Annotated in this window: 22 protein-coding genes and 4 pseudogenes; 4 read left to right on the forward strand and 22 right to left on the reverse strand. The window is 43.5% G+C overall.

The window, feature by feature from the left end; genetic code table 11:
* Positions 1–13 precede the first annotated feature (13 nt).
* The 4 genes from clpX to DQQ01_RS11675 all read right to left on the reverse strand — a co-directional run bounded on the left by clpX (position 14) and on the right by DQQ01_RS11675 (position 4,055).
* The gene (gene clpX, locus DQQ01_RS11660; protein ID WP_111920182.1) at positions 14–1,318 is read right to left on the reverse strand and encodes an ATP-dependent Clp protease ATP-binding subunit ClpX; all 1,305 of its coding nucleotides are present in this window, start codon (positions 1,316–1,318) and stop codon (positions 14–16) included.
* 84 nt (positions 1,319–1,402) lie between these two features.
* A complete protein-coding gene (clpP, locus tag DQQ01_RS11665; protein WP_111920183.1) occupies positions 1,403–1,984 on the reverse strand; it encodes an ATP-dependent Clp endopeptidase proteolytic subunit ClpP in 582 nt (193 codons plus the stop codon).
* A 34-nt stretch (positions 1,985–2,018) separates the two neighbouring features.
* The gene (tig, locus tag DQQ01_RS11670) at positions 2,019–3,329 is read right to left on the reverse strand and encodes a trigger factor (protein ID WP_111920184.1); all 1,311 of its coding nucleotides are present in this window, start codon (positions 3,327–3,329) and stop codon (positions 2,019–2,021) included.
* A gap of 168 nt (positions 3,330–3,497) precedes the next feature.
* Complete coding sequence (locus tag DQQ01_RS11675; protein WP_111920923.1) at positions 3,498–4,055, reverse strand: DJ-1 family glyoxalase III; 558 nt, start codon at positions 4,053–4,055, stop codon at positions 3,498–3,500.
* 175 nt (positions 4,056–4,230) lie between these two features.
* Between DQQ01_RS11675 and DQQ01_RS11680 the strand changes: the two are divergent.
* Positions 4,231–5,683: pseudogene (locus DQQ01_RS11680) on the forward strand (IS66 family transposase).
* 399 nt (positions 5,684–6,082) lie between these two features.
* Here the strand turns inward: DQQ01_RS11680 and DQQ01_RS11685 are convergent.
* From DQQ01_RS11685 to DQQ01_RS11740, 12 genes and pseudogenes are all read right to left on the reverse strand, one after another.
* A complete protein-coding gene (locus DQQ01_RS11685; RefSeq protein WP_162624306.1) occupies positions 6,083–6,856 on the reverse strand; it encodes an RluA family pseudouridine synthase in 774 nt (257 codons plus the stop codon).
* Positions 6,857–6,866: 10 nt separating this feature from the next.
* A complete protein-coding gene (locus DQQ01_RS11690) occupies positions 6,867–7,739 on the reverse strand; it encodes a methionyl aminopeptidase (protein ID WP_111920186.1) in 873 nt (290 codons plus the stop codon).
* The gene (locus DQQ01_RS11695) at positions 7,732–8,235 is read right to left on the reverse strand and encodes a GNAT family N-acetyltransferase (RefSeq protein ID WP_111920187.1); all 504 of its coding nucleotides are present in this window, start codon (positions 8,233–8,235) and stop codon (positions 7,732–7,734) included. Before DQQ01_RS11695 ends, DQQ01_RS11690 begins: the two co-directional genes overlap by 8 nt.
* Positions 8,236–8,653: 418 nt before the next feature.
* Positions 8,654–9,503 (reverse strand): annotated as a pseudogene (locus DQQ01_RS18220) (DUF368 domain-containing protein).
* A gap of 120 nt (positions 9,504–9,623) precedes the next feature.
* Positions 9,624–10,512, reverse strand: a pseudogene (locus DQQ01_RS11705) (DegV family protein).
* A 30-nt stretch (positions 10,513–10,542) separates the two neighbouring features.
* Positions 10,543–11,655, reverse strand: coding sequence for a DUF3048 domain-containing protein (locus DQQ01_RS11710; RefSeq protein ID WP_111920188.1), 1,113 nt, complete (start codon positions 11,653–11,655; stop codon positions 10,543–10,545).
* Between the two features lie 19 nt (positions 11,656–11,674).
* Complete coding sequence (locus tag DQQ01_RS11715) at positions 11,675–12,046, reverse strand: RidA family protein (protein WP_111920189.1); 372 nt, start codon at positions 12,044–12,046, stop codon at positions 11,675–11,677.
* A 71-nt stretch (positions 12,047–12,117) separates the two neighbouring features.
* Positions 12,118–14,461 (reverse strand): annotated as a pseudogene (locus tag DQQ01_RS11720) (ATP-dependent DNA helicase).
* Between the two features lie 149 nt (positions 14,462–14,610).
* Complete coding sequence (locus DQQ01_RS11725; protein ID WP_111920924.1) at positions 14,611–14,838, reverse strand: HPr family phosphocarrier protein; 228 nt, start codon at positions 14,836–14,838, stop codon at positions 14,611–14,613.
* A gap of 304 nt (positions 14,839–15,142) precedes the next feature.
* Positions 15,143–15,985: an Mrp/NBP35 family ATP-binding protein gene (locus DQQ01_RS11730; RefSeq protein WP_111920190.1), complete on the reverse strand. Its 843-nt coding sequence runs from the start codon at positions 15,983–15,985 to the stop codon at positions 15,143–15,145.
* A 42-nt stretch (positions 15,986–16,027) separates the two neighbouring features.
* A complete protein-coding gene (locus DQQ01_RS11735; protein ID WP_111920191.1) occupies positions 16,028–16,363 on the reverse strand; it encodes a metal-sensing transcriptional repressor in 336 nt (111 codons plus the stop codon).
* Between the two features lie 71 nt (positions 16,364–16,434).
* On the reverse strand, positions 16,435–16,674 hold the full coding sequence (locus tag DQQ01_RS11740) for a hypothetical protein (protein ID WP_111920925.1): 240 nt from the start codon (positions 16,672–16,674) through the stop codon (positions 16,435–16,437).
* 151 nt (positions 16,675–16,825) lie between these two features.
* Here DQQ01_RS11740 and DQQ01_RS11745 point away from each other — a divergent pair, with 151 nt between their 5' ends.
* Positions 16,826–17,398, forward strand: coding sequence for a xanthine phosphoribosyltransferase (locus DQQ01_RS11745; RefSeq protein ID WP_111920192.1), 573 nt, complete (start codon positions 16,826–16,828; stop codon positions 17,396–17,398).
* 187 nt (positions 17,399–17,585) lie between these two features.
* Entirely contained in the window at positions 17,586–18,116 is a 531-nt protein-coding gene (locus tag DQQ01_RS11750; protein ID WP_111920193.1) for an ECF transporter S component, read from the forward strand.
* On the opposite strand, the gene DQQ01_RS11755 is transcribed toward DQQ01_RS11750, so the two are convergent.
* Genes DQQ01_RS11755 through xth form a run of 6 tightly spaced genes read right to left on the reverse strand, consistent with a single transcriptional unit; the run spans position 18,113 to position 23,028 of the window.
* Entirely contained in the window at positions 18,113–18,559 is a 447-nt protein-coding gene (locus DQQ01_RS11755) for a GNAT family N-acetyltransferase (RefSeq protein ID WP_111920194.1), read from the reverse strand. The two genes, DQQ01_RS11750 and DQQ01_RS11755, sit on opposite strands and share 4 nt — an antisense overlap.
* Before the next feature lie 21 nt (positions 18,560–18,580).
* Positions 18,581–18,784, reverse strand: a complete 204-nt coding sequence (locus tag DQQ01_RS11760) for a ubiquinone biosynthesis protein UbiE (RefSeq protein ID WP_111920195.1) — start codon at positions 18,782–18,784, stop codon at positions 18,581–18,583.
* Positions 18,777–20,051 carry a DNA polymerase Y family protein gene (locus DQQ01_RS11765; RefSeq protein ID WP_111920196.1) on the reverse strand — a complete coding sequence of 425 codons (1,275 nt, stop codon included), beginning with the start codon at positions 20,049–20,051 and terminating at the stop codon, positions 18,777–18,779. Before DQQ01_RS11765 ends, DQQ01_RS11760 begins: the two co-directional genes overlap by 8 nt.
* A gap of 19 nt (positions 20,052–20,070) precedes the next feature.
* Positions 20,071–21,204: an aminotransferase class V-fold PLP-dependent enzyme gene (locus tag DQQ01_RS11770; protein WP_111920197.1), complete on the reverse strand. Its 1,134-nt coding sequence runs from the start codon at positions 21,202–21,204 to the stop codon at positions 20,071–20,073.
* Positions 21,201–22,265, reverse strand: coding sequence for a selenide, water dikinase SelD (gene selD, locus DQQ01_RS11775; RefSeq protein ID WP_111920198.1), 1,065 nt, complete (start codon positions 22,263–22,265; stop codon positions 21,201–21,203). Before selD ends, DQQ01_RS11770 begins: the two co-directional genes overlap by 4 nt.
* A 4-nt stretch (positions 22,266–22,269) precedes the next feature.
* On the reverse strand, positions 22,270–23,028 hold the full coding sequence (gene xth / locus DQQ01_RS11780; RefSeq protein ID WP_111920199.1) for an exodeoxyribonuclease III: 759 nt from the start codon (positions 23,026–23,028) through the stop codon (positions 22,270–22,272).
* A 167-nt stretch (positions 23,029–23,195) separates the two neighbouring features.
* Here xth and DQQ01_RS11785 point away from each other — a divergent pair, with 167 nt between their 5' ends.
* Positions 23,196–24,614 (forward strand): amidophosphoribosyltransferase, encoded by a 1,419-nt coding sequence (locus tag DQQ01_RS11785; RefSeq protein WP_111920200.1) that lies wholly within the window; start codon positions 23,196–23,198, stop codon positions 24,612–24,614.
* The last annotated feature ends 62 nt before the right edge of the window (positions 24,615–24,676 follow it).

Consider the following 24,676-nt stretch of genomic DNA (forward strand, 5'->3'; position numbering starts at 1 on the left):
CTGTACGGTTTCTCTATGCAATTTCCGGTGATTCTTTTTTCTTGCGGCTGCCGCTCTTGCCTCTTCTGGCCGCTGCAGGCAATTCTCTGTGTTCAAGCTTTGCTTCTCCTGTACCTTCCACCAGTTCCTTTGTAATGGTACAGCCCACAATGCTCTCATCAGAAGGCGCCTTGTACATTAAATCCATCATGGAATTTTCCATAATGGCGCGCAGACCTCTGGCGCCTGTCTTTCTTTCCATGGATTTATCTGCAATGGCTTCCAGAGCTTCCTCTTCAAAATCCAGCTGAATGCCGTCCAGGTTAAACAGGGTCTGATATTGACGTACCAGAGAGTTTTTCGGCTCTATGAGAATCTTCATCAGCGCTTCCTTATCCAATGCATCTAAAGATACCACAACCGGCACACGTCCCACAAACTCCGGAATCAATCCGAATTTTACCAAATCCTGAGGCATCACCTCTTTTAACAGTTCCCCTACATTGTGCTTGCCCGGTGTTTTAATCTCTGCATTAAAGCCAATGGATTTTGTATCCTTTCTGGTTTCAATAATTTTATCCAGACCTTCAAAAGCGCCGCCGCAGATAAAGAGAATATTGCTGGTATCAATCTGAATAAACTCCTGCTGTGGATGTTTTCTGCCTCCCTGAGGAGGTACGCTTGCCACAGTACCCTCTACAATTTTCAAAAGCGCCTGCTGTACCCCTTCTCCGGATACATCTCTGGTAATTGATGCATTTTCGGATTTTCTGGTGATTTTATCAATTTCATCCACATAAATAATGCCGTACTGCGCCCGCTCAATATCATAATCTGCTGCCTGAATGATTTTCAGCAGAATATTTTCCACATCCTCGCCTACATATCCGGCTTCTGTCAGTGTGGTAGCGTCCGCAATGGCAAAAGGAACATTCAAAAGTCTTGCCAGCGTCTGCGCCAGCAGAGTTTTACCGGAGCCTGTAGGACCCAGCATGAGAATATTGCTTTTCTGCAACTCCACATCTGTACCGCCGCCTGCCAGCACTCTTTTGTAGTGATTATAAACTGCTACAGAAAGCACCTTTTTTGCTTCGTCCTGACCAATGACATATTCGTCCAAAAATGCTTTGATTTCCTGAGGCTTCAACAGATTAATCTCTCCATCCGCCACATCTGCATACTCTCTGTTCATCTCCTCTTCGATGATTTCTGAACAGATTGCAACGCAGGAATCACAGATATAATTGTTGTTTGGACCTGCAATCAGTTTATTTACCTGGTCTTCTGTCTTTCCGCAAAAGGAACATCTGATTCTTGTATCATTTCCTTTCATTGCCATATTTTTTTCCTTTCTGTTTCTGTCTTTCTTCTTTTAAAGCCGAAAGACTCCCGCAAAATTCTGCAGGAGTCTTTTCTTCTGTCGTTATCTATGTTCGATTACAGAGTCAATTAATCCATATGCCATTGCCTCCTGGGCTGTCATATAATTATCCCTTTCTGTATCTCTGGCAATCGTTTCCAGGGTCTGACCTGTGTTCTGCGCCAGAATTGTATTTAATCTGGTTCTGGTTTTCAGAATCTGCTGCGCCACAATGTCGATTTCAGTTGCCTGACCCTTTGCACCGCCGGAAGGCTGGTGGATCATAATCTCTGCATTGGGTAGAGCCATTCTCTTGCCCTTTGCACCGCCTGCAAGAAGGAATGCCCCCATGCTGGCAGCAAGGCCCATACAGATGGTAGATACATCACATTTGATGTACTGCATGGTGTCATAAATCACCATACCTGCTGTAACGGAACCGCCCGGGCTGTTGATATACAAATGAATATCCTTTCCCGGATCTTCTGATTCCAGGAAAAGAAGCTGTGCTGCAATCAGGTTAGCTGACACATCCGTCACTTCTTCTCCAAGGAAAATAATTCTGTCTTTTAACAATCTGGAATAGATGTCGTAGTTTCTTTCACCGCGGCTTGTCTGTTCAATGACGTAAGGTACTAAACTCATGAAACTCCTCCTATTCTGTCAAACACAGCATTTCTTATTCTGCTGCTTCTTCTTTCTTTTCTACAACCTTAGCTGATTCTGCAACTAAAGTAACCGCTTCCTGAACAGCCATATCTTTCTTAATCTGTTCTTTCTCGTAGTCACCCATGATTTCTTTTAATTTTTCTACTTCCATTTTGTACATTTCAGCCATGGATTTTAATTCTTCTTCAAATTTCTCATCGGAAATCTGAATGTTTTCTACTTCTGCAATTTTTTCTAATACCAGACGGCTCTGGATTCTCTTTAATGCCTGAGGACGCATCTGTTCCTGGATTTTCGCATTGTCCAGTCCTGTAAACTGATAGTACTGGTCAATAGATAAGCCCTGTGCCTGCATTCTTCTGATGAAATCCTGCATTAACTGCTGAATCTGGTTCTGAATCATTGCTTCCGGGATATCCATCTGTGCATTTTCGATAACAGCATCTACTGCTTTGTCTTCTGTTTCGCGTTTTGCAACAGCTTCTTTGCGTTCTTTTAAGTTTTTCGCAATATCTGCCTTGTATTCTTCTAATGTATCGAATTCAGAAACGTCTTTTGCAAATTCATCATCTAATTCTGGAAGTTCTTTTACTTTAATAGCTTTTACTGTGCATTTGAATACAGCCGGTTTGCCAGCTAAATCATTTGCATGGTAGTTTTCAGGGAAAGTAACGTTTACTTCTTTTTCTACATTTAATTCAGCGCCTACTAACTGATCTTCAAATCCCGGAATGAAAGAGTTTGAACCAATAGTCAGAGGATAGTCTGTACCCTTTCCGCCTTCAAAAGCAACACCGTCAACAAAGCCTTCAAAATCCAGAGTTACCATATCGCCCTGTGCAACAGCTCTGTCATCTACATCAATAGTTCTGGAGTTGTTTTCCTGTTCTTTTTTCAGTTCACCGGCGATTTCTTCTTCTGTTACTTCTACAGGAGAAACTTCTACTTCCAGTCCTTTGTATTCCCCTAAGGTTACTTCCGGTTTTACCGCTACTTCTGCTGTGAAGATAAATGATTTTCCTTTTTCAATCTGTACAACGTCGATTTCCGGCTGAGAAACGATTTCCAAACCGCTTTCATCTGCTGCCTTCGGATATTCGGCCTGAATCAGAGCGTTTGCTGCATCTTCAAAGAAGATACCTGCGCCGTACATTTTTTCAATCATCACGCGAGGAGCTTTTCCTTTACGGAAGCCCGGGATTGTGATTTTGTTTCTGTTTTTCATGTATGCAGCCTGTACTGCTTTTTCAAAATCTTCTGCGGCAACTTCAATTGTCAGTTTTGCCATGTTTTTTTCTAAGTTTTCTACCTGTACACTCATTGTTATGAATTCCTCCTTGAATTTCTATATGCATCTGTCCTGCCAAAAAGGCAGAAAACAGCGCTTTTTTCATACTTACAGTCATTAACACAGTATAGCACAAGGGTTTGGAAAACGCCAGTATTTTTTTTCGTATAACCGGATTTCTGCCGGGTTTTCACGAAATTTTTATAAATTTGCTCTGAAAACAATGGATTTTTGAATTTCACAGGCTTTTTCCCGGCCAAAAAGCTGGGAAATCAGCTCCAAAGCAAAGGGAATCGCAGTTCCAAGTCCCCTGCTTGTGGTAAGATTGCCGTCTGCCACCACTTCTATGTGTTCCACTTGTGCGCCTGTCAGTCTGTCTTCAAATCCCGGATAGCAAACTGCCTTTTTGCCCTTTAAAAGCCCCAGATCTCCTAAAACACTGGGTGCTGCACAAATGGCCGCCACCTTTTTCCCTTCCCCGGCGAACTCTTTTATCAGGCTGCATAATCCTTCATGCTCTCCCAGGTGAAGGGTTCCCGGCATACCTCCCGGAAGCACCAGCATATCCACCTCTTTATAATCCACCTCTTCAAACAGCGCATCTGCCTGAAGCATAATATTATGAGAGCCAATGACTGTTTTTGTATCGCTTACGGAAACCATAATAACCTGAATACCAGCTCTTCTTAAAAGGTCTACTACGGTCAGACCTTCAATTTCCTCAAATCCATCTGCTGTAAATACACATACCTTTTTCATAAACATGTCCTCTTTTCTTTTTCTGGTAGTGTCAAAAACTACCCATTTTTTATTGTTTAAATCTATTAAAAAACCTTGATTTTTAGGGAAATCTGCAATAAAAAGAGCATTGACCTCCCTTTTTTGGTATAATGTCAATCGCCAAACCAACATCCCCCGAAAGGAGCCAATGCTCATGGACATTATACAATACTTACTTTCTTTTATTCAATACCAACACCAACAAATCTGCTGGCTTTTAAATTTTATCTGCAGATATATCCCTCTTAAACAGTGGGCTTTCGATGATTCTCATTCTCCCAAATATCAAAAATTCAAAGTTGATGAACTTCCGGTCATTAAAACCTTTGTCAAACAGGACTGGCAATTCCTTCTAGAATACTATACATGGAAGTATCACAAATCACTCAAACCAGTGCAACGACGCAATGGAAAATCCATTCCTGAAGATACCATCTGCCCCTTATGCGGTGCTCCACACCATTTCATCTATGACAACAATGGTGGAAACGGACAATACCAGTGTAAAGTTTGTGGTCAGACTTTCATCTCAGGTGAAGTAGCTTCTGCACCTGTTCGTTTCATCTGCCCTCACTGTGGTAAGACCCTTGTAGCTAAAAAAGATCGCAAGTTCTTTCGTATACATAAATGTGTAAATCCGAAATGTCCTTATTATCTGCACAATCTCAAAAAAGTTGAGAAGAAGGATCTAAAAGAGGACTATGGCAAAAATAAATATAAACTCCATTACATCTACCGTGAATTCACTGTAGATTTCTTTACCATGGATTTAAATTCACTACCTAAGAATGCTTCATCCTTAAAATTTTCCAAACACAACGCACACGTCATGTCTCTTTGCCTGACCCTACATATCAACCTTGGATTATCTCTAAGAAAAACATCCCAAGCACTAAAAGACCTTTACAACATCAGCATCTCCCATCAGCAGATTGCTAACTATTGCAAAACTGCGGCTGTTTGCATTAAGCCCTTTGTTGATCATTATGACTATAAAACAGGAGATGTTTTTACCGCTGATGAAACCTATATCAAAGTAAGAGGAATCAAAGCTTATATCTGGTTTATCATGGATGCTGCAAGTCGTTCTATCATCGGATACCAGGTCTCAGACAACCGAAGTGTCGGTCCCTGTATCCTTGCAATGAGAATGGCTTTTCGACATCTCACAGAACTACCGAAAAAATTTAAATTCATTGCAGATGGATATAGTGCATATCCACTAGCTGCCATGGAGTTTGCTAAAAAATTTAAAGATGATTTTAAATTTACCATCACACAGGTTATCGGTTTAACCAATGATGACGAAGTTTCAAAAGAATTTCGTCCTTATAAACAGATGATCGAACGTCTCAATCGCACCTACAAAGTTTCCTACCGAACTACCAATGGTTTTGATAATTATGAAGGTGCCAATTACGATTTAGCCTTATGGGTTGCTTACTATAATTTTCTGCGCCCACACAAGCACAATCATTATCAGGTACTCAACAAAGCTGATATGCTAAATGGCGCTGATAATATGCCAGGTAAATGGCAACTGCTCATTTTTCTTAGGACAACAGACCATCTTAAACCTTCAAACTGAAAGTTCTAATTGTTCTTAGATTCCGAGCCTGAGGTAATATATCCAGCCATCGAAAGCAACGCTTTCGGCTTGCCCTTGATGGCACGCAAAAGAACTGCTACACTGCTGTATTCGACGGAAGAAGTTCTAACTGTTCTTGAGTTCTTCGCCGTCGGTGATTTATCTACAGCAGTTCTTTTGCGTGCTGTCAAGGGTGGCGTAAACTTACCTCAAACTAACATATCTGCAATTTTCAAGGTTCATCTGAGCCTTTTTCTTATCGCTCAGTTTTTCATAACTCAGTTGACACTACCCTTTTTCTTATTTCCAGTCCGATCCTACACAGGCATACGCTGCCGCATATTTTCCCCAAACACAAATTCTTTCTTTTGTAAAAGGCTGAGAAAACTCTGCCTCTGCGGCATAGAGCGCCAACCCCTCAAACAGGGGATTTTTGTCCGTCCCCGTAAAGCACATCTCCCAAAAGAGGATAGCCAAGCCATGCCATATGCACCCGTATCTGATGGGTTCTTCCTGTGGAAATCCGGCATTTCACGAAAGTATAGCTTTTTCTTTTTTCCAGCACCTCATACTGGGTACAGGAAGATTTTCCGCCCTCCTGCACCTGCATTTTCAATTTTTCTCCGGGTATGGGAGCAATGGGACAGGTAATCTTTCCTTCTTTCTCCTTCATTTCTCCCTTTACAAGGGCAAAATACACCTTCTGAAATTCCCCGGTTTGCTTTTGTGCGGAAAGCCTGGCGGCTGCAATTCGGCTTTTGGCATACACCATAACCCCGGAGGTATCCTTATCCAGCCTTCCCACTGCCCGCACAACTCCATCCTCTCCCTGTTCCTTCAGATACGCGGCTGCCCGGTTTCCCAGAGAATCTTCAAAATGTCCCCGTCCGGGGTGACAGGGCGTTCCTCCCTGCTTTTCCAGAACCAGCAAATCCCTGTCCTCATACAGAATCTGAAGCTCTCCCTCACAGGCCATTACCCGGCTTTTTTCCTTATTCTGCTCCTCTGTGCATACCCTTAACACCTGTCCCGCTAAGGGCCGGTAAGTGATGCGCTGTTTTTCTCCATTCACCCGAATTCCCTGTGGCTGAAATTTCGCCCGGCTGATTTCCTTTTTGGTAAGTCCCAGATTTTCCCTCAGGATTTTTTCCAGCGTTTTTCCCTCCAGGTTCTTATCGATCTTTACTTCCAATTCTCTCATCTTAATAACAAAGCACTTCGCTGCCGTCCTCTGTTACCAGCACCATAATCTCCCACTGAGCAGAGGGCAGACCGTCCTCTGTGTATACGGTCCAGTCATCTTCCTCATCTGTGTAGATTTCATAGCTTCCCATATTAATCATTGGCTCAATGGTAAAAATCATACCCGGCACCAGAAGCATACCGGTCCCTGCTCTCTGGATATACCCTACCCAGGGATCCTCATGGAACTCCAGCCCAACGCCATGTCCGCCGATTTCCCTCACCACAGAATAACCGTTTGCGTGAGCATGCTCATACACAGCCTGGCTCATATCCCCCAGATATCCCCAGGGTTTTACCTGTGCCAGTCCCTTTTCCACACATTCCTTTGCCACTTCCACCAGCCGTTTCTTTTCTCTGCTTACCTCTCCAATACAGAACATACGGGAGGAATCTGAATAATAACCATCTAAAATTGTGGATACGTCAACATTGATAATATCCCCGTCCTTTAACACAATTTCTTCGGAAGGTATCCCATGACAAACCTGCTCATTTATGGAAGTACACACGCTTTTAGGAAACCCCCCGTAGTTTAAAGGCGCTGCCACTGCCCCGGCTTTTTTCGTAAGGTCTGCTACCCACCAGTCAATCTCCTGGGTACTGATTCCGGCTTTTATATGCTCTCCTATATAATCCAGAATGGAAATATTTATTTTTGCACTTTCTCTGATTTTCTCAATCTGTGCCGGAGTCTTCAAAATTTCATGAGAGGGAACCAGTATACCCTGTGACTCATACAGCTTCAGCCTTTCATCAAACGCATAATGACACTTCTTGTATTTTTTTCCACTGCCGCACCAGCAGGGGTCATTTCTCTGTAACTCATTCATCTGTCTGCACCTCTCCCTTTCTTTGATATGCAATTCTTGGAGAACCGTCTTCTACATAAATGATTCCGCATTTTTCAAATCCGTTTTTTTCAAATACCCTCTGCATTACAAAATTATCTGTATGAGTATCTCCCCTTACATTGCCGCACTGTGAAAAGCACCAGTCCAGACAAAAGGAAGCCACGCCTTTCCTTTTTCCGGAAGACGCCATGCGGTGCATCACTCCATAAGGATTTTCATTTTTCCAGCTTCCCTGCTCAATAATCTCATAGCAGGGATCCGGATTTTCGGAAAACATAAAAACACCCAAAAGTTCCTGCCCTTCCCGGCATACATATAGCTCTTCCCTGTCCAAATCCTGTTTCACCAGCGCTTCTGAGGGGTATCCTTCTTTCCATTGCCTTGGATTTCCATTCTCGCACATAAACTTTCTGGCTCTGCCGTAAATTTCCATAATCTCCCGGAAATCTTCTGTTTCTGCTTTTGTAATTTTCATAATTCTTCACCATTTCCTTTTCTTCTCTGCATTATAGCACTGTTTTTCCGTTTTTTCCACTTTTAAATTGTCTTAATTTTCTGAATTTTATATATTTTTCTCATTTATAACTGTCTTAAAAATATTTTTTTACTTTTTTTCAAATTTTATATTGACAAATCCTATTTTCACTGCTATAATTCAATTATCAAATAAATCAAAAGAACTTATAAAAAGAAAGGATTGATTCCACCAAAAGCTTAAACCTTTACTCATAATACAAAAGAAAGGAAGGTACAGACCACCAGAAACGTAAACAACTACCAAAATCAAAAATTGCGAGGTACATTCCAATGGATACGGAAATACATTAAAAAGGCATCATTCTAAAAAATAAATTCAGAATGATGCCTTTTGTATACACTTCTTTTTTTCTTTTCTATTCTCCACCTAACTTGCTTGCTGTAAACCAGCCCAATACAAAGGTAAGAACTCCGATTCCCACGGTCAAAACGGAAATTCCGCTCCAGTCTGTCTTCATTAAAATTGCGATAGGGGAAGCCAGAATCAATCCGATAATTCCATAGTATGCATGAATCTCTGCCTTTGAAAAAATAAATTCAATGAGCTTTGCGATTAAAAAGATACCGATTACCACACCGATACCAAACGGCGCCAGGATACCAACGCCTGTTGCAAGTCCGCCCATGTCAAACTTTACCAACGCATCAACAAAATCATTGATTGCCTTTAAGATGGTATCATAATATCCAAGCAGCATCAGCATCATGGAACCGCTGACTCCCGGCACAACCATAGTAGCCGCGGCAATAATTCCAACGCTAAACAGCTTTATCACATTCACAAGACCAAAGCTGACGTCTGCACTGTTTCCACCTGTTTCTCCCAAAAGCGCCATTAAAAATAACCACACCGAAGAAAATCAAAAAGGGAATCAGTTTCCCTACGGTTACCTTATGCCCTTTTACTTTTTTAAAGATAAAGGGAAGACTTCCCGCAATCAGCCCGCAAAAGGCAAAATTCGTAGGAATGGGATACACTGCCAGCAAAAACTCAAACAGTCTTGATAAAGCAACAATGGCAATTCCCGCTCCGGCGAAAATCGGAATCAACAGTTTCATGCTTTCTTTAAACTCACTCTTTAAATGTGTAATGGCATGAATCAGCCTGTCGTATAAACCCATAGCAACCATCATGGTTCCGCCGCTGACTCCGGGAATAATATTTGCAATTCCCACTACCATACCCTGCAGTATTTGTTTAATCATTTTTCTACCTTTCTTCCTGTATTTCTTCTGGTTTCTGTTAAAACAACAGTTTTAACCACTCTCAGAAATCTATCACACTTTCAGACAAGGTGCAAGTATTTTTGGGAATTTCTTTTTCATTTAAAGGGTTCTCTCGTCTCCCCAGAAGAACAGCGCCACGGTTCCCGGTCCTGTATGGGAACCTATGACTGTTCCTATACTGTTTATCCTTACCTTTCCGTCCAGCTTCGGGAATTTTTTCTTCTATTAAATCCGCTACCTTGCGGGCGTCTTCCTCGCAGGCAGAACAGGACATAAAGCATTTTCCGCTGTAATCCGTGCCTCCCTGTGCATGCTCTTCCATGCGTTTTACCATTTCCCGGATAACCTGTTTCTTTCCCCTGTATTTATTTCTGGGAATCAGCTTCCCTTCAGAGTTTACATTCATCAGAGGGCAGATATTTAACGCCTGTCCCACAAAACCGGATACCTTTGAAATCCTTCCGCCCCGGATAAAGCTGGTTAAATCCGTAGAGAAAAACCAGTGGTGCAGCCTGGTTCTGTTTGCTTCCAGCCACGCTGCATTCTCTTCCAGACTAAGTCCTTCCTGCTGCCTGGTAAGCGCCATATCCACCAGCATACCAAATCCGGAAGAAGCTGCCAGAGAATCCACAATGATAACTTTTCTTTCAGGATACGCTTCCTCTAACTGTGCTTTTGCAATATTAGCAGAATTAATACTGCCGGAAATACCGCTGGACAGCGTAAGATGCAGAATATCCTTTCCCTCTTTTAAAACAGGCTCAAAAAGCTCCATATACTGCTGTGTATTCACCTGTGCAGTAGTTGGCTCCGCACCCTCTGCAATCTTTTTGTAAAATTCTTCAAAAGGCATGGATTTCCCCAAGTCATCTGGATACTGTACGCCGTCCATTAAAAAATTAAAACATACAAAAGGGATCTTTTTCTCTTCAAAATACTGTGCCGGCATATCTGCTGTGGAACAGCAGGTAATCTGATACTCGCTCATTGGATGTCCTCCTCTTTCATTCTCGTCTGTCTACTTAAATGTGACTTTGTCCCTGTAATTCAGGGCAATGTAGGTCTTTCCCCTGTTTATTTTGATTTCCTTACCGGACTTATCATAAAAAGCCAGATAAGAGGTTTCATCATTTGGTGATTTTGCCCAGTGGATTTCCTGTACGCCTCCATTGGAGATATAATATCCCCTGGAATTTTCAGAACCGTCCCAGTCCAGTTTTTTATGTCCGACTTCATCGCGGACAGAGATATCTGTTTCCAGCACAAACACATTGGTAAATGTCAACTGTTCCCCTGTCTTTCCATCTGTCTGTGGAGTATTGTTTATCTGCTTTGCATACACCATTTTCTCTGTATCATAGGTGAACTGGGAAGACTGTGCGCCAAACTGAATATCTACGCTTGTGCAGTCTTTTCCTTCCGGCTTTACCTGTTCATCCATACCATAAAACTGAAACGCGGTTCCCTTTTTGTCCTCTTTTAAATCTGTACGTATCTGATTTGCCTCCAGATAAGCGGGCAGCATGGTTCCGTCAAAATATCCGGTATGTTCTAAGGAGTATCCCTGATTTAACTTATCCTGATCCCTTCCGAACATGCCTCCGGTATTGGTAATTCCCTCAATCTGATCCATGTTCAGAGCTTGCAGATACTCGGCTATGGTATCATCTATTCCCCAGTTTACATAGAAAGCATCAAAGCCCTGGGACAGCGCCGGGAAATAATAGCGGCAGCTTCGGATAGGACAAACCTTTGGCACCTTTGTGTAATCCCCATACATAGCCATAAATCTGGTAGCATCTCCTTCTACGGGAATCTCAAAAATCACATCAGCCTGCCCCACACCGTACTGCGGCATAGCTTTTTGCACATTATTTACCATAACTGCCACCGGTCGCTTGCCAATGGCTCCTTCAGACAAATCTCCCAGCCCGGTAAGGAGATTCTGATTTGCCGGAACTTCCTCCTGCTTCACTGCTTCCCCCTCGACAGGCTGTGATTCTTTATCCTGCACCTCTTCCTGAACCGTACTTTTGAGTTCTTCCTTAGATGCTTCTTCCTTTTTCCCACACCCTGCTGTTCCCAAAAGCACCAGTGCGGAAGCAATCAGAAGTATTTTTCTGTATTTCATAAATCATTCCCCTCCTTACTTAAGCTTCAGCAATAACCTCCACCTCACACAGCACATTCTTTGGAAGTGTTTTCACTGCCACGCAGGAACGTGCCGGTTTTCCTGTAAAATACTTTCCGTAAACCTCATTAAAGGCAGCAAAATCTCCCATATCTGCCAGAAAACAGGTTGTTTTCACTGCTTTTTCATAGCTGCTTCCCGCTGCCTTTAAAACCTCGCCCAGGTTTTTCATTACCTGCTCTGCCTGTTCTGCTATAGTTTCCCCCACAATTTCTCCTGTCCGGGGATTTAAGGGAATCTGTCCGGAGGTAAAAATCATACTGCTTACGGTCATTGCCTGTGAGTACGGACCGATTGCCGCCGGTGCTTTTTCTGTACTGATTACTTTCATTTTTTATATCCTCGCTTCCTGGTTTCTATTTTTTCTCATTATAAGCCTCCCCTTTTAAAAGAGCAAGCATTTCAGGAATTTCCCCAGAATCTTTTTATCCGCTCTCCTGCGTCCTGTACTGTACATATCTCATAGTCCTGCCATTCCAGAGGAAACAGTTCCCTGTAGGCTCTCTGAAGAAACCTCTCGTCTAAAAGCAATACCACTCCTCTGTCCTCCTTGGTTCGGATTACCCTTCCGGCTGCCTGCAACACCTTGTTCATACCCGGATACCGATAGGCATAATCAAAGCCTGCCTGTCCCTTGTTATCATAATAATTCTTCAAAATTTCTCTCTCATCACCTATCTGAGGAAGACCGGTACCGATAATCGCTGCACCAATCAGTTTCTCTCCTGTAAGGTCAATACCCTCTGAAAAAATACCGCCCATAACACAGAAGCCGACCAGGGTGGTGTCTTGTTCCTGGTCAAAACATGCCAGAAATTCTTCTCTCTCCTGCTCCGTCATGCCCGCTGTCTGACAGATGCAGGTAATCGAAGTCCCTGTCCCCTCTGTCCGTTCTGTAAAAGCTTCATAAATATCCTCCAACATACGGTAGGATGGGAAAAATACCATATAATTTCCCTTTTTCCCGGAAACCATATGCAGAATATACTCTGCCATACGTGCATATTCTGTTATATCTCTTCTGGTATACTTGCTGCTCACATCTCTTGCCACCAGTATTTTCAGATGTTCCCTTGGGAAAGGCGAACCGGCACAGATGGCATAGTCATCGTCCCTGGTGCTGAACAGGGAACGGTAATAGGGAAGAGGCAGAAAAGTTCCCGAAAAAAACACAGTGCCTCTCCCCTTGTTCATGCATTCCTGCAGATTCCTGCCCGGATTGACACAAAACAGCGTCAGCAAAAATCTTCCCTCTTCCCCGAAATGGGTATAGATCACATAATTCTCATCTGTAAGTTCATACATATTCAAAAAATGGCGCACCTCAAAAGAAAATTCCAGGACTGGTTTTTGCACCTTTTCCTCATGTTCCAATTCCAGAAAATGCTCCATTTCCCCCAGAAGATTCATAAGCTGTAAGGACAGCCCTCCGATATTTTCCAGCACCTGATACGTTTCACATTCCCGCTTATATTCCAGCATCAGCTTATTGCACCGGTTCAAAACGCGGAAAAGTTTTACACTGTGCCCTTTTACTGCTTTTGCCGTTTCCAGGAAATCTTCTTTGCAAAGCGTGGCGCTGTACATTTTCCGGCCTCTGTCCACCAGATTGTGAGCTTCGTCTATGAGGAAAAGATAATCTCCTTTTACCCCATCTCCGAAAAACCGCTTTAAATGTACCTTTGGGTCAAATACATAATTATAATCGCAGACAATGGCGTCTACCCAGGTGGAAATATCCAGACACATTTCATAGGGGCATACGCTGTGCTTTGCTGCCTGCAAAAGCAGGTCTTCTCTGAGATAAGTGTCTTTTTCCTGCAGAATTTCAAATACTGCGTCATTGACGCGGTCAAAATGCCCCTTTGCCACCGGACATTTCTCAGGATTACATTCTCCGTCTCCGCTCAGACACAGTTTTTCCTTTGCCGTAATGGTAAGGGTCTTGTAGGAAAGTCCTCTTTTCTTTAAAATTTCAAAGGCTTCCTCTGCCACGGTTCTGGTAATGGTTTTTGCTGTCAGATAAAATATCTTATCTCCAAATCCCGCTCCCACTGCCCGGACAGAGGGAAACACGGCTGCCATGGTTTTTCCGATGCCTGTAGGCGCCTGTATGAAAAGCTGCCGTCCGGCTGTCATGGTATGGTAAACCCCCAAAACCAGCGCTCTCTGACCTTCCCTGTAAGCATAAGGAAACTCCAGGCCTTCCATGGAAGCCCTTCTGGCAATGCGCCTCTGATACTGAAATTCTGCCCATTTATAATATTCATTTTATCAGGTCCTCAAACCATTTTTTCAGATAGCTTTTTGTAAAGGTTTCCTGAAACCGTTTGATTTCTTCTGTTTCCAGCTGGCAGTAGGTCATCTGCACCTCAATTTCCTCAAGCTGCTTCTGACTCGCATAAAAATAGGCATAGCACATAGCCTGTGCCTTGTGTACCAAAACAGGCTCTTCCAGGAAATATAAATCCATATACACGCCTTTGATTTCATCTATGGCAGTACGTTCTTTCTCTTCTATAATTCCATCTGCCCGACCTTCCACCAGGATACAAAACTCCGGATATTCCTGCTCCCATTTTAAAGGAACCTCTGCCCTGTAGAAAGTTCCCATCTGTTTCTGGATTTTCCGGTGTATTTTACTGCCCTTTGCCATGGCGTCCTTGTCTGCCTGAAAGCTTCTCCGATTATCCAGATTTCCGCTTCGCAGAATAAATTCCACCAGATTTCGGACTGAAATTTTAATTGTTTCTTTTTTCTCTGTTCATCATAATTTTTATTATAGCACCTGAATTTCCACACGTCAAAAAACCGCTCCTCCAAAAGGAGAAGCGGCCTTTGCCAATACGCTGCAAATGTATCTGCGTACCCGGCTCCAATACTCATTATGAGATTTTATGCAACTGCAAACTTATCCAGGTAGCTGTTGAATTTTTCATCATGTCCATTGCATCTCACGGTAAGAATTCTTGTTAAATCCATACTCAGCACACCTAATATTGACTTTGCATCAATAATCACTCTGTTATAGAAAATGTCAATATCAAAGTCACACTTGCTGGCCTCGTTGACAAATTCCTTTACATCTTCTTTTGCAGTCAGTTTAATCTTGCGCTCTACCATAAAATCATCGTCCTTTCTATCATAAGATTCGGAAAAATCATTTGGTCTGCAGCATTCCTCTTTCTGCATTAGTGGTATTATCACACCCAATCCGTCATTTGTCAACAAAATACGACCTTATCTGGTACTACCAGTTTTTACTTGTTTTTTGTAAGTGTTTACATTTTCTTAACATACTTTCTTTTGCTTTTCATGAAAAATCCCCCATTTTTTTGTCTGTTTCAAAAAAAGAACCGGTTCCTTATGTGGAAACCGATTCTTTTTGACAGCTTTTTCTTCAATTTTTCTCTATTTTTATATGGAATTATACCTGTGGAAGATATTTTCCTGCATCAGCCAGATAAGTATTTACCACACCTGCAAACTGACCTGCATCTACGGCTGCTGCCATATCCGGGTCTAATGGCATTTTACCGATAACCGGAACCTGCACCTCTGCTGCCGCTGCCTCTACCTTGCTCTCGCCAAATACATAGATGGCTTTTCCGCAGTCCGGGCATTTCACAAAACTGTAGTTTTCTACCAGTCCAAACACAGGCACATTCATCATTTTTGCCATATTATAGGCTTTTTTTACAATCATCTGTACCAAATCCTGAGGGGAGGATACAATCACAATTCCGTCAATAGGAAGGGACTGGAACACGGTCAGAGGTACATCTCCTGTTCCCGGCGGCATATCTACAAACAGATAATCCAGTTCGCCCCATACCACGTCTGTCCAGAACTGCTTTACCATGTTGGCAAGAATCGGTCCTCTCCAGATAACCGGTGCATCTTCCTGGGGAAGCAGGAGGTTGATGGACATAACCTTAATGTCATTTCCTGTTTCCATAGGATAAATTCCCTTCTCATCTGCAACGGCAGATCCCTTTAAGCCATACATTCTGGGAATAGAAGGACCTGTAATATCTGCGTCCATAATTCCCACCTTATATCCCTGATATGCCATTTCATTGGCAAGAGATGCTGTGACAAAGGATTTTCCCACGCCGCCCTTTCCGCTGACTACACCGATAACCTTCTTAATTTTAGAATGTTCATTCAGTGTTTCTTTGGGGATACCGCCTCCTTTGGCGCTGCTGCAGCCAGCACAGCTTTCTTTGCTGCAGGTCTTGCTGTCACACTGTCTTTTTTCTTCACTCATGACTGTTCCTCCTGGTTTCTTTTCTGTATTTTCTATGAAAATTTATTTCATAAAACGGTCAATGGCTTTGTTTAATTCCTCCAGAGCCTCTGTATCTCCATGCTCAATGGCATCTACGATACAGTGTTCAATATGGTCCTGAAGAATCACTTTTCCGGTATTGTTAATGGCTGACTTTACGGCAGAAAGCTGTATCAGCACCTCGCTGCAGTCCCTGCCTTCCTCCACCATACGGCGAATAGATTCCAAATGGCCGATTGCGCGGGAAAGACGGTTTAACACTGCTTTTGTATGCGTATGACTATGGGTATGTCCGTGGCTGTGGCTGACTACAGTCCCGTCTTCCAGTACATGGGTATGCTCCTGATGTTTTTCCATATCCCTGTTCCTCCTTTCTCGCACTCTTCTCATTATATCAGACCTTCCTGAAAAAGCAATGTTTAAAACCCTTAAAAACGGGAAAAGGTATACCTCTGGTGAATGGCTGCGGTCATAACGTCAAAAACCACGCTGCCGTCCTCCTTATCTGTTCTTTCGATTTTAAGTTCTGCTTCATTTTTAAACTTTTCTTTTACATAAGCTTCCAAATCCGCCTGTTCTGGAAGCTCAATTTCTTCTATAAAAATATCTCGCATCTGATTTCCGGGACAAAGATTAAAGATCTCCCGAATCACCTCATATTCCTGCATTTCCTGCTCCTCCTGCTTTGTCATGTAATGTATAATGTAACCATTCTACCACACTTTCCCCCTCTTTTTGTAAAAAAAGTGAAAAAGAAATTGCCATTGCGCGAAATATATCGTATTATGTTATTTATCGAAAATACAGGAGGAATCGCAAATGCAGCTTTTAAAGGAACGCATTTTAAAAGACGGGATTGTAAAACCGGGGAATGTTTTGAAAGTAGACAGCTTTCTCAATCATCAAATGGATATTCCCCTTATTAACGAAATTGGAAAGGAATTTAAGCGGATTTATGCAGACGCGCCGATTACCAAAATTCTCACCATTGAGGCTTCCGGTATTGGTATTGCCTGTATCGCGGCTCAGTACTTTAACGTGCCTGTTGTTTTTGCAAAAAAATCACAGAGCCTGAATCTGGACGGCGAAATGTACTGTACAAAAATTGAATCCTTTACACATAAAAAGGTCTATGATGTTATTCTTTCCAAAAAATTCTTAAACGCAGATGACCATGTGCTGATTATTGACGATTTTCTTGCCAATGGCTGTGCCTTAAACGGACTGATTGAAATCGTCCGCAACTCCGGCGCAGTTTTGGAGGGAACCGGCATTGTAATTGAAAAAGGCTTTCAGCACGGGGGAGATTTATTAAGAGAAAAAGGTGTTCGTGTGGAATCACTTGCCATTATTGATTCCATGACTGATGATTCTCTGGTTTTCCGTGAGTAAGCTTTGAAAACTGATGAGGCTGCCGTATGAAGCCATGAGCAGGAATATTTTTATATTCTCGATATGCGCTTCATACGGCAGCCTTGTTTTTTCAAAAACTGGTATGGTCGATTAATTCAAAACTGGATATTTATTAAATACCAGTTTTGGATTATAGTAGTAAAAACAAATTTGAAGGGAGAATATTATGAAAACAAACACCAAAAAGCTGATTCTCACCGCACTTTTCGCTGCCCTTAGCTGCATAGCCACCATGTCTATCCGAATTCCAACCCCTGGCACCGGAGGATACATTCACCCCGGAGATGCCATTGTCATTCTCTCCGGAGTTCTTTTAGGCCCTGTATATGGCTTCCTTGCTGCCGGAATCGGTTCCTGCATGTCTGACCTTTTAGGCGGATATCTGGTCTATGCACCTGTAACCTTTCTTATAAAAGGACTGGTCGCTGCTTTTTCTGCCCTTGCATATCGAAAAATTGCCAAATCCGGCAAATATGCCTATGCAGGTATTGCAGTTGGAGGTATTCTGGATATCCTCCTTGTAGCAGGAGGATATTTCCTCTTTGAAGTTCTCCTCTATGGGCCAGGCGCTGCTGCCAGTGTTCCCGCAAACCTGATTCAGGGAACCGGCGGACTGATTCTGTCACTTCTTCTGTACCCGGTGCTTACCGCGGTTCCGGAAGTTCGGAAAATGCTGGCTCCAAAAGTATCCCATTAAGGGCGATCTTTTATCATCTGATAATAATTCAGTTCCTTATAGCCCAGACGGTCATAAAGTGCAATGGCTCTCTTGTTGCTGTAGGTAGCCTCCAGACGGAAGCGTTTTGCATCTGGATATTCCTTTTCCACCCATGCAAACACCTGGGTTCCATACCCTTTTCCTCTGGAGCTGCTCTTAAAGAACAGCTCGTCCAGCCAGATTACCATACCGCCTGCTTCATTGCTCCAGGTAATGGCTATCAGAAAATAACCTGCCACGCCGTTTTCGTCCTCCAGCATCAGGGTTCTGGAGTATTCCCGGCTTCGCAGACACTCCTGCAGAGTTCTCTCAAAATGTTCCTCCGGTATATCGTGATCACATGCCGGTCCTCCGTAAAATTCCTTTGCCATGGCAAAAAATTCCTGTCTGTCTTCCTCTTTTATATCTCTAATTGTCAGCATATCTTTTTTCCTTCCTGTTCTCTATTTTTCATTTAAACTATCCAAAAATGCAAATACCTGCTTCATCATTTCACAGTTCTCACCATGGGGACAGTTTCCATAATCGCAATCAATTCTGTCCAAAAAAAAGCATTCTTTATCCCGACAGAATTCTCCGATGGCAGTTCTTGCCATATCATAATTTTTACAGTATCCGTTGAAAAATTCTTCTCTGATTTCACTCATTTTTCTGTTTTCCTCTTAGTGTTTTTAAATCCACCTGACGCCCGTCCGGATGCCCGCCTGCCATATTTTCCACCCTGGAGTTATCCAGAAAGGAAGCGCGCATAATGGCATTGCTTCCGAATTTTTTTCGTATCTGGTCAACTGCCTGATCCATTTTTTCCATTTTTTCGTAGTCTGTGGTATCAAAAAGGCTGAGCTGTCTGCCCTTTTCTTCTCTGGATACCCGGCTGGTATGCACCCCTAAAAGACGTATGGGCGCACCGTCCCAAAGCTCATCAAACAGACGGCAGACTGCATGGTAAATCTCCTCCGTAAGATTAGTCGGCGCCTGCATCACACATTGATGGGATACAGTTTGCATCTCAAAATTCCGAATAGAAACAGACACAACCTCTGCCTTTATGCCGTCCTTTCTAAGACGGGAGGATACGGTTTCGCAAAGGGAAAGCAACACCATTTTTGCCGTACTTTCTTCTGTAACATCAGAGGCAACTGTGGTACTGTTGCTGTATCCCTTATTCTCCTGTACCTCACTCTCCACCAAAGAAGAATCCCTGCCATTGGCAAAATTCCAGATACTTTCCCCCTGTTTTTTCAGGTGATGCCGCAGCACTTCCACATCTGTATTTGCCAGTTCTCCAATGGTATAAATCCCCAGTTTTTTCAATATCTGCTCTGTGGCATGTCCTACAAACAGCAGATTTGACACTGGAAGCGGCCACATTTTTTTCTCAATGTCCTTCTGAAAAAGTGTGTGTACCTTGTCCGGTTTTTCAAAATCTGATGCCATTTTAGCCAGATATTTTTTATCGGAAATCCCAATATTTACTGTAAATCCCAGTTCCCTGCTGATACGGTTTTTCAGTTTATGGGCAAAAGCCACCGGCTCTCCGATAAGGGTATCCATGCCACTCATATCCATAAAGGCTTCGTCAATACTGTACTGCTCTACGTCCGGGCTGTATTCCCTTAAAATCTCCATAAATTTCTGAGAATACTGACGGTACATGGCATGGTGCGCCGGAACCACTGTAAGTCCGGGGCATTTTCTCAAGGCGTCTGTAAGCGGCTCCCCGGTACGCACGCCAAAGGCCTTTGCAGACAGGGATTTTGCCAGAATAATTCCTCGACGTTTGCTCTTATCGCCTCCCACTGCACTGGGAATTTCCCGCAAATCCACGGTTCCCTGCTGCTCCCGCAGGCGGTACACAGCCTCCCAGGATAAAAATGCACTGTTTACATCAACATGAAAAATCACTGTCCCCATATCTGCATTCCGCCTTTCCCTAAAATGCCAGCTTTTTCACTGCCCAGGCTGCCTTTAAAACCTCTTCCTCTGTATTAAACCAAGAAAAAGAAAACCTGAGCGTTCCCTGCTTTTCAGTTCCCAATGCCCGATGTATCAGAGGCGCACAGTGTATGCCTGCACGAACTGCAATCTCATATTCCTGCCAGAGCAAATCTCCCATTCCCTTGGAGTCATAATCCCGAATATTTAAGGAAACCACAGCCCCTCTTTGGGGAGTTTCAAAATCTCCGTAAACGGTAACACCCGGAATCTTTTTGACCTCTCTGTAAAAAATCCCGGTAAGAAAAGCCTCATGCTTCTGAATGTCCTCAATCCCTGTTTCTTTCAGAAAATCAAAGGCAGCAGACAGCCCTGCAATGCCATGTCCGTTTGCCGTACCAGCCTCCAGAACCTCCGGCATTTCCTGCGGGTGCTCCTTCTCAAAGGAACGGATTCCGCTTCCTCCCACTTTAAAAGGGGGCAGTATAAGTCCAGGTTTTATGCAGATTCCGCCTGTTCCCTGAGGGCCGAAAAGCCCCTTATGTCCGGTAAAACACAAAATATCTGCGCCCATTTCTTTCATATTTACGGGCATACAACCTGCACTCTGAGAAATATCAGCCAGCAGACGAATGTCTCTCTCCCAGCACAATTTACAAAGTTCTGATACAGGGAAAAGATTTCCCGTCACATTGGAAACATGGGTAACAAACACCCATGAGGTATTTGGTCTTATGGCCTTTTCTATCTCTTTTAAGGAAATTTTTCCCTGGCTGTCTGCTTTTACAATAGTCAGCTCTGCCCCTTCTTTTTCCTTTCGATACAGAGGACGAAGTACTGAATTGTGCTCTGCCTCTGTGACAATTATATGCATACCCGGCTTCACAATTCCCTGAATTGCCAGATTCAGCGCCTCTGTGGCATTCCCGGTAAATGCTACCTGAGAACTATCTGCTACTCCAAAAAAATCGGCCGCCTTTTCCCTTGCCCTATACAACTCTCTTGCTGCCTCCATCGCCGGTCCGTGCATGCCTCTGGCGCTGTTTCCCAGCCTCCCCATGGCATCAAAAACTGCCTGCTTCACCTGCAGAGGCTTCACAAGTGTTGTGGCTGCATTATCCAGATAAATCATGATTTTCCCCCTGCTTTTTTCACTTCCATATAGGTGCTTTTCTTCTCCAAAACCTTTCCGATAACCGCAAAAGGCGTCCTGATATCACTTTGCTTTAATGCCTTTAAAATCTCTTCTGCATAGGCTTCTTCCACACTTATCAGCAGTCCTCCTGATGTCTGCGGGTCAAAAATCAGATCCTCCTCAGCCTCACAGACACCCTCTCCAAAAAGGATATCCGGCTTTTGATACCGTTTGTTTCGATAGGTTCCTTCTGGCACCAAACCCATGGCCGCATAGGAAAGAGCCTCCGGCAAAACAGGAAGCCTGTTTACCCAGATTTCCAGTGTTGCCTCACTTGCCTTTGCAATTTCCAACCCATGTCCTGCCAGAGAAAATCCCGTCACATCCGTGCAGCAGTGAACCGGGAACTGTACAAGTACATCTCTGGCAGCTTTATTTAAGGAGGTCATACTCTCCACTGCTTTTTCTGCAGCAGCCTCAGAAGCCAGCTCTGCTTTCACTGCAGTATTGATAAGCCCAGTTCCCAAAGGCTTGGTAAGAATCAGCACATCTCCAGGCATTGCCCCCTTGTTTTTCCAGATTTTCTTCGGATGTACAAAGCCCGTAACTGCCATGCCGTATTTGGGTTCTTCATCATTAATGGAGTGTCCGCCTGCCAGAACTGCCCCGGCCTCCTTTACCTTATCTGCTCCGCCTGCCAGAATTTCTCCTAGGGTTTCCGCACCCAGACAGTTGGGATAAGCGACAATATTCAACGCCAGCTTCGGCTCTCCCCCCATGGCATAAATATCACTTAATGCATTGGCTGCTGCAATCTGTCCAAAGGTATATGCATCATCTGCCATGGGTGGAAAAAAGTCCAGAGTCTGAATCATAGCAAGATCTTCACTTATCTGATATACTGCCGCATCATCAGAGGTTTCCACTCCCACCAGCAGCCTTTCATCTGAAAACCGCGGCAGTTTTCCCACCACCTCCGAAAGAATCTGAGGAGAGAGCTTTGCCGCACAGCCGGCGCTTTTTGCAAATTGTGTTAAACGTATTTTTTCTTTTTCCATATTCTTATTCCAGTCCTATCTGTACTTCTACCGGACAGTGGTCAGAACCAAATACCTCTGTGTGGATAGCCGCGCTGAGCAGCCTGTCCTCCAGTCTTTTGGAGATGCAGAAATAGTCAATGCGCCAGCCTGCATTCTTTTCCCTTGCCTTGAAGCGGTAAGACCACCAGGAATAAATTCCTGTTTCCTCAGGATAAAAATAGCGGAAGGTATCTGTGAATCCACTGTCCAGAAATTCTGTGAATTTTCCTCTTTCTTCGTCTGTAAAACCTGCATTTTTCCGATTGGTTTTTGGATTTTTCAGGTCAATCTCCTGATGCGCCACGTTTAAATCTCCGCACATAACCACCGGCTTTTTCTCGTCCAGTTTCTTTAAATATGCCCGGAAATCATCTTCCCATTTCATACGATACTCAAGTCTTGCCAGTTCGCTTTGGGAGTTTGGCGTGTACACTGTTACCATATAAAAATTTTCATATTCCAGGGTAATGACGCGTCCCTCCTGATCATGCTCTTCAATTCCTATTCCGTAAGTGACCTGCAGAGGTTCTTTTTTTGTAAAAATGGCAGTTCCCGAATATCCCTTTTTCACCGCATAATTCCAGTAGCAAAAATACCCTTCCGGCGCAAAATCAATCTGTCCCTCCTGAAGCTTTGTTTCCTGAAGGCAAAAAAAATCAGCGTCCGCTTCTCTGAAATACTCGGTAAAGCCCTTTTGCACACAGGCGCGCAAACCATTTACATTCCACGAAATAAATTTCATTCTCTATCTCCTTTTCTTGTCTTTTTGCACATCTTTTATTTTATTATACACTATTTTTTCTCCCTTGCGAAGGGAAAAACTTTCCCCAAATTACTTTACGAATTCCAAAAACAGAGTATATAATAAGAAGTACATTAAAATTTCTTATGCAAAAAAGGAGAACTACAATGGGTGGAATATTTGGAGTAACTTCTAAATCAAGCTGTACTTTAGACTTATTTTTCGGCACAGACTATCATTCTCATCTGGGAACCAAACGCGGCGGTATGGCAGTATATGGGGAAAACGGCTTCAGCCGCTCTATCCACAATATTGAAAATACCCCGTTTCGTACCAAATTTGATGGAGATTTAGACGAGCTGGAAGGAAATGCCGGCATTGGCTGTATTTCCGACAATGAACCGCAGCCTCTTCTGGTACAGTCCCATCTGGGAAGCTTTGCCATTACAACTGTGGGAAAAATTAATAACATGGACGAGCTGGTGGATATTTCCTATAAAAACGGCTGTACACATTTCCTGGAAATGAGCGGCGGGTGTATCAATCCAACGGAAATGGTAGCGTCCTTAATTAACCAGCAGGCAACGATTGTAGACGGTATCCGATACGCACAGAGTCTGATCCAGGGTTCCATGACCCTCCTTGTTCTGACTCCAAAGGGGATTTATGCTGCCAGGGACCGTATGGGACGAACCCCTGTAATTATCGGCGAAAAAGACGGCGCACACTGCGCTTCCTTTGAAAGCTTTGCCTACTTAAATCTGGGCTACGAAACTCTGCGGGAATTAGGTCCCGGAGAGATTGTATTTCTGACTCCGGAAGGAGTGGAAACTGTTTCCGAGCCTTTAAATGAGATGAAAATCTGTTCTTTCTTATGGGTATATTACGGCTACCCTACTTCCACTTATGAAGGGGTAAACGTGGAAAATATGCGCTATGACTGCGGTAAAAAACTTGCCCAAAGAGATGCTCAGAGAGATGATGTAAACCCGGATCTTGTTGCCGGCGTTCCTGATTCCGGTATTGCCCATGCTATTGGCTATGCCAACGAATCCGGCATTCCGTTCTCCCGCCCATTTATTAAGTATACGCCAACCTGGCCTCGGTCCTTTATGCCCTCCCGCCAGGAGCAGAGAAATCTGATTGCCAAAATGAAGCTGATTCCAGTAGAGGCCTTAATCAAAAACCGCAACCTGCTTTTGATTGATGACTCCATTGTGCGCGGTACTCAGCTTCGGGAAACAACAGAGTTTCTGTACAACAGCGGTGCAAAGGAAGTTCATATCCGCCCTGCCTGCCCGCCCCTTCTGTTTGGCTGTCCGTTTTTGAACTTCTCCCGCTCCAAATCTGAAATGGATTTGATCACCAGACGAATCATTGCAGCAAGAGAAGGGGAAAATGTAAGCCGTCAGGTACTGGATACCTATGCTGACCCGGATTCCCAAAATTATAAAGAAATGCTGGAGGAAATCGGCAAACAGTTAAATTTCACCACCCTGCACTTCCACCGTCTGGACGATTTACTGGCATCTATCAACATTGAGCCATGTAAAGTATGCACCTACTGCTTTAACGGTAAAAAATAAGGCATATAAATAGAGCTGCTGCATCAGGAATATTCTCATATGCACCTGATGTAGCAACTCCA

Origin of the sequence: Blautia argi (assembly GCF_003287895.1) — a bacterium.
GTDB lineage: Bacteria > Bacillota > Clostridia > Lachnospirales > Lachnospiraceae > Blautia > Blautia argi.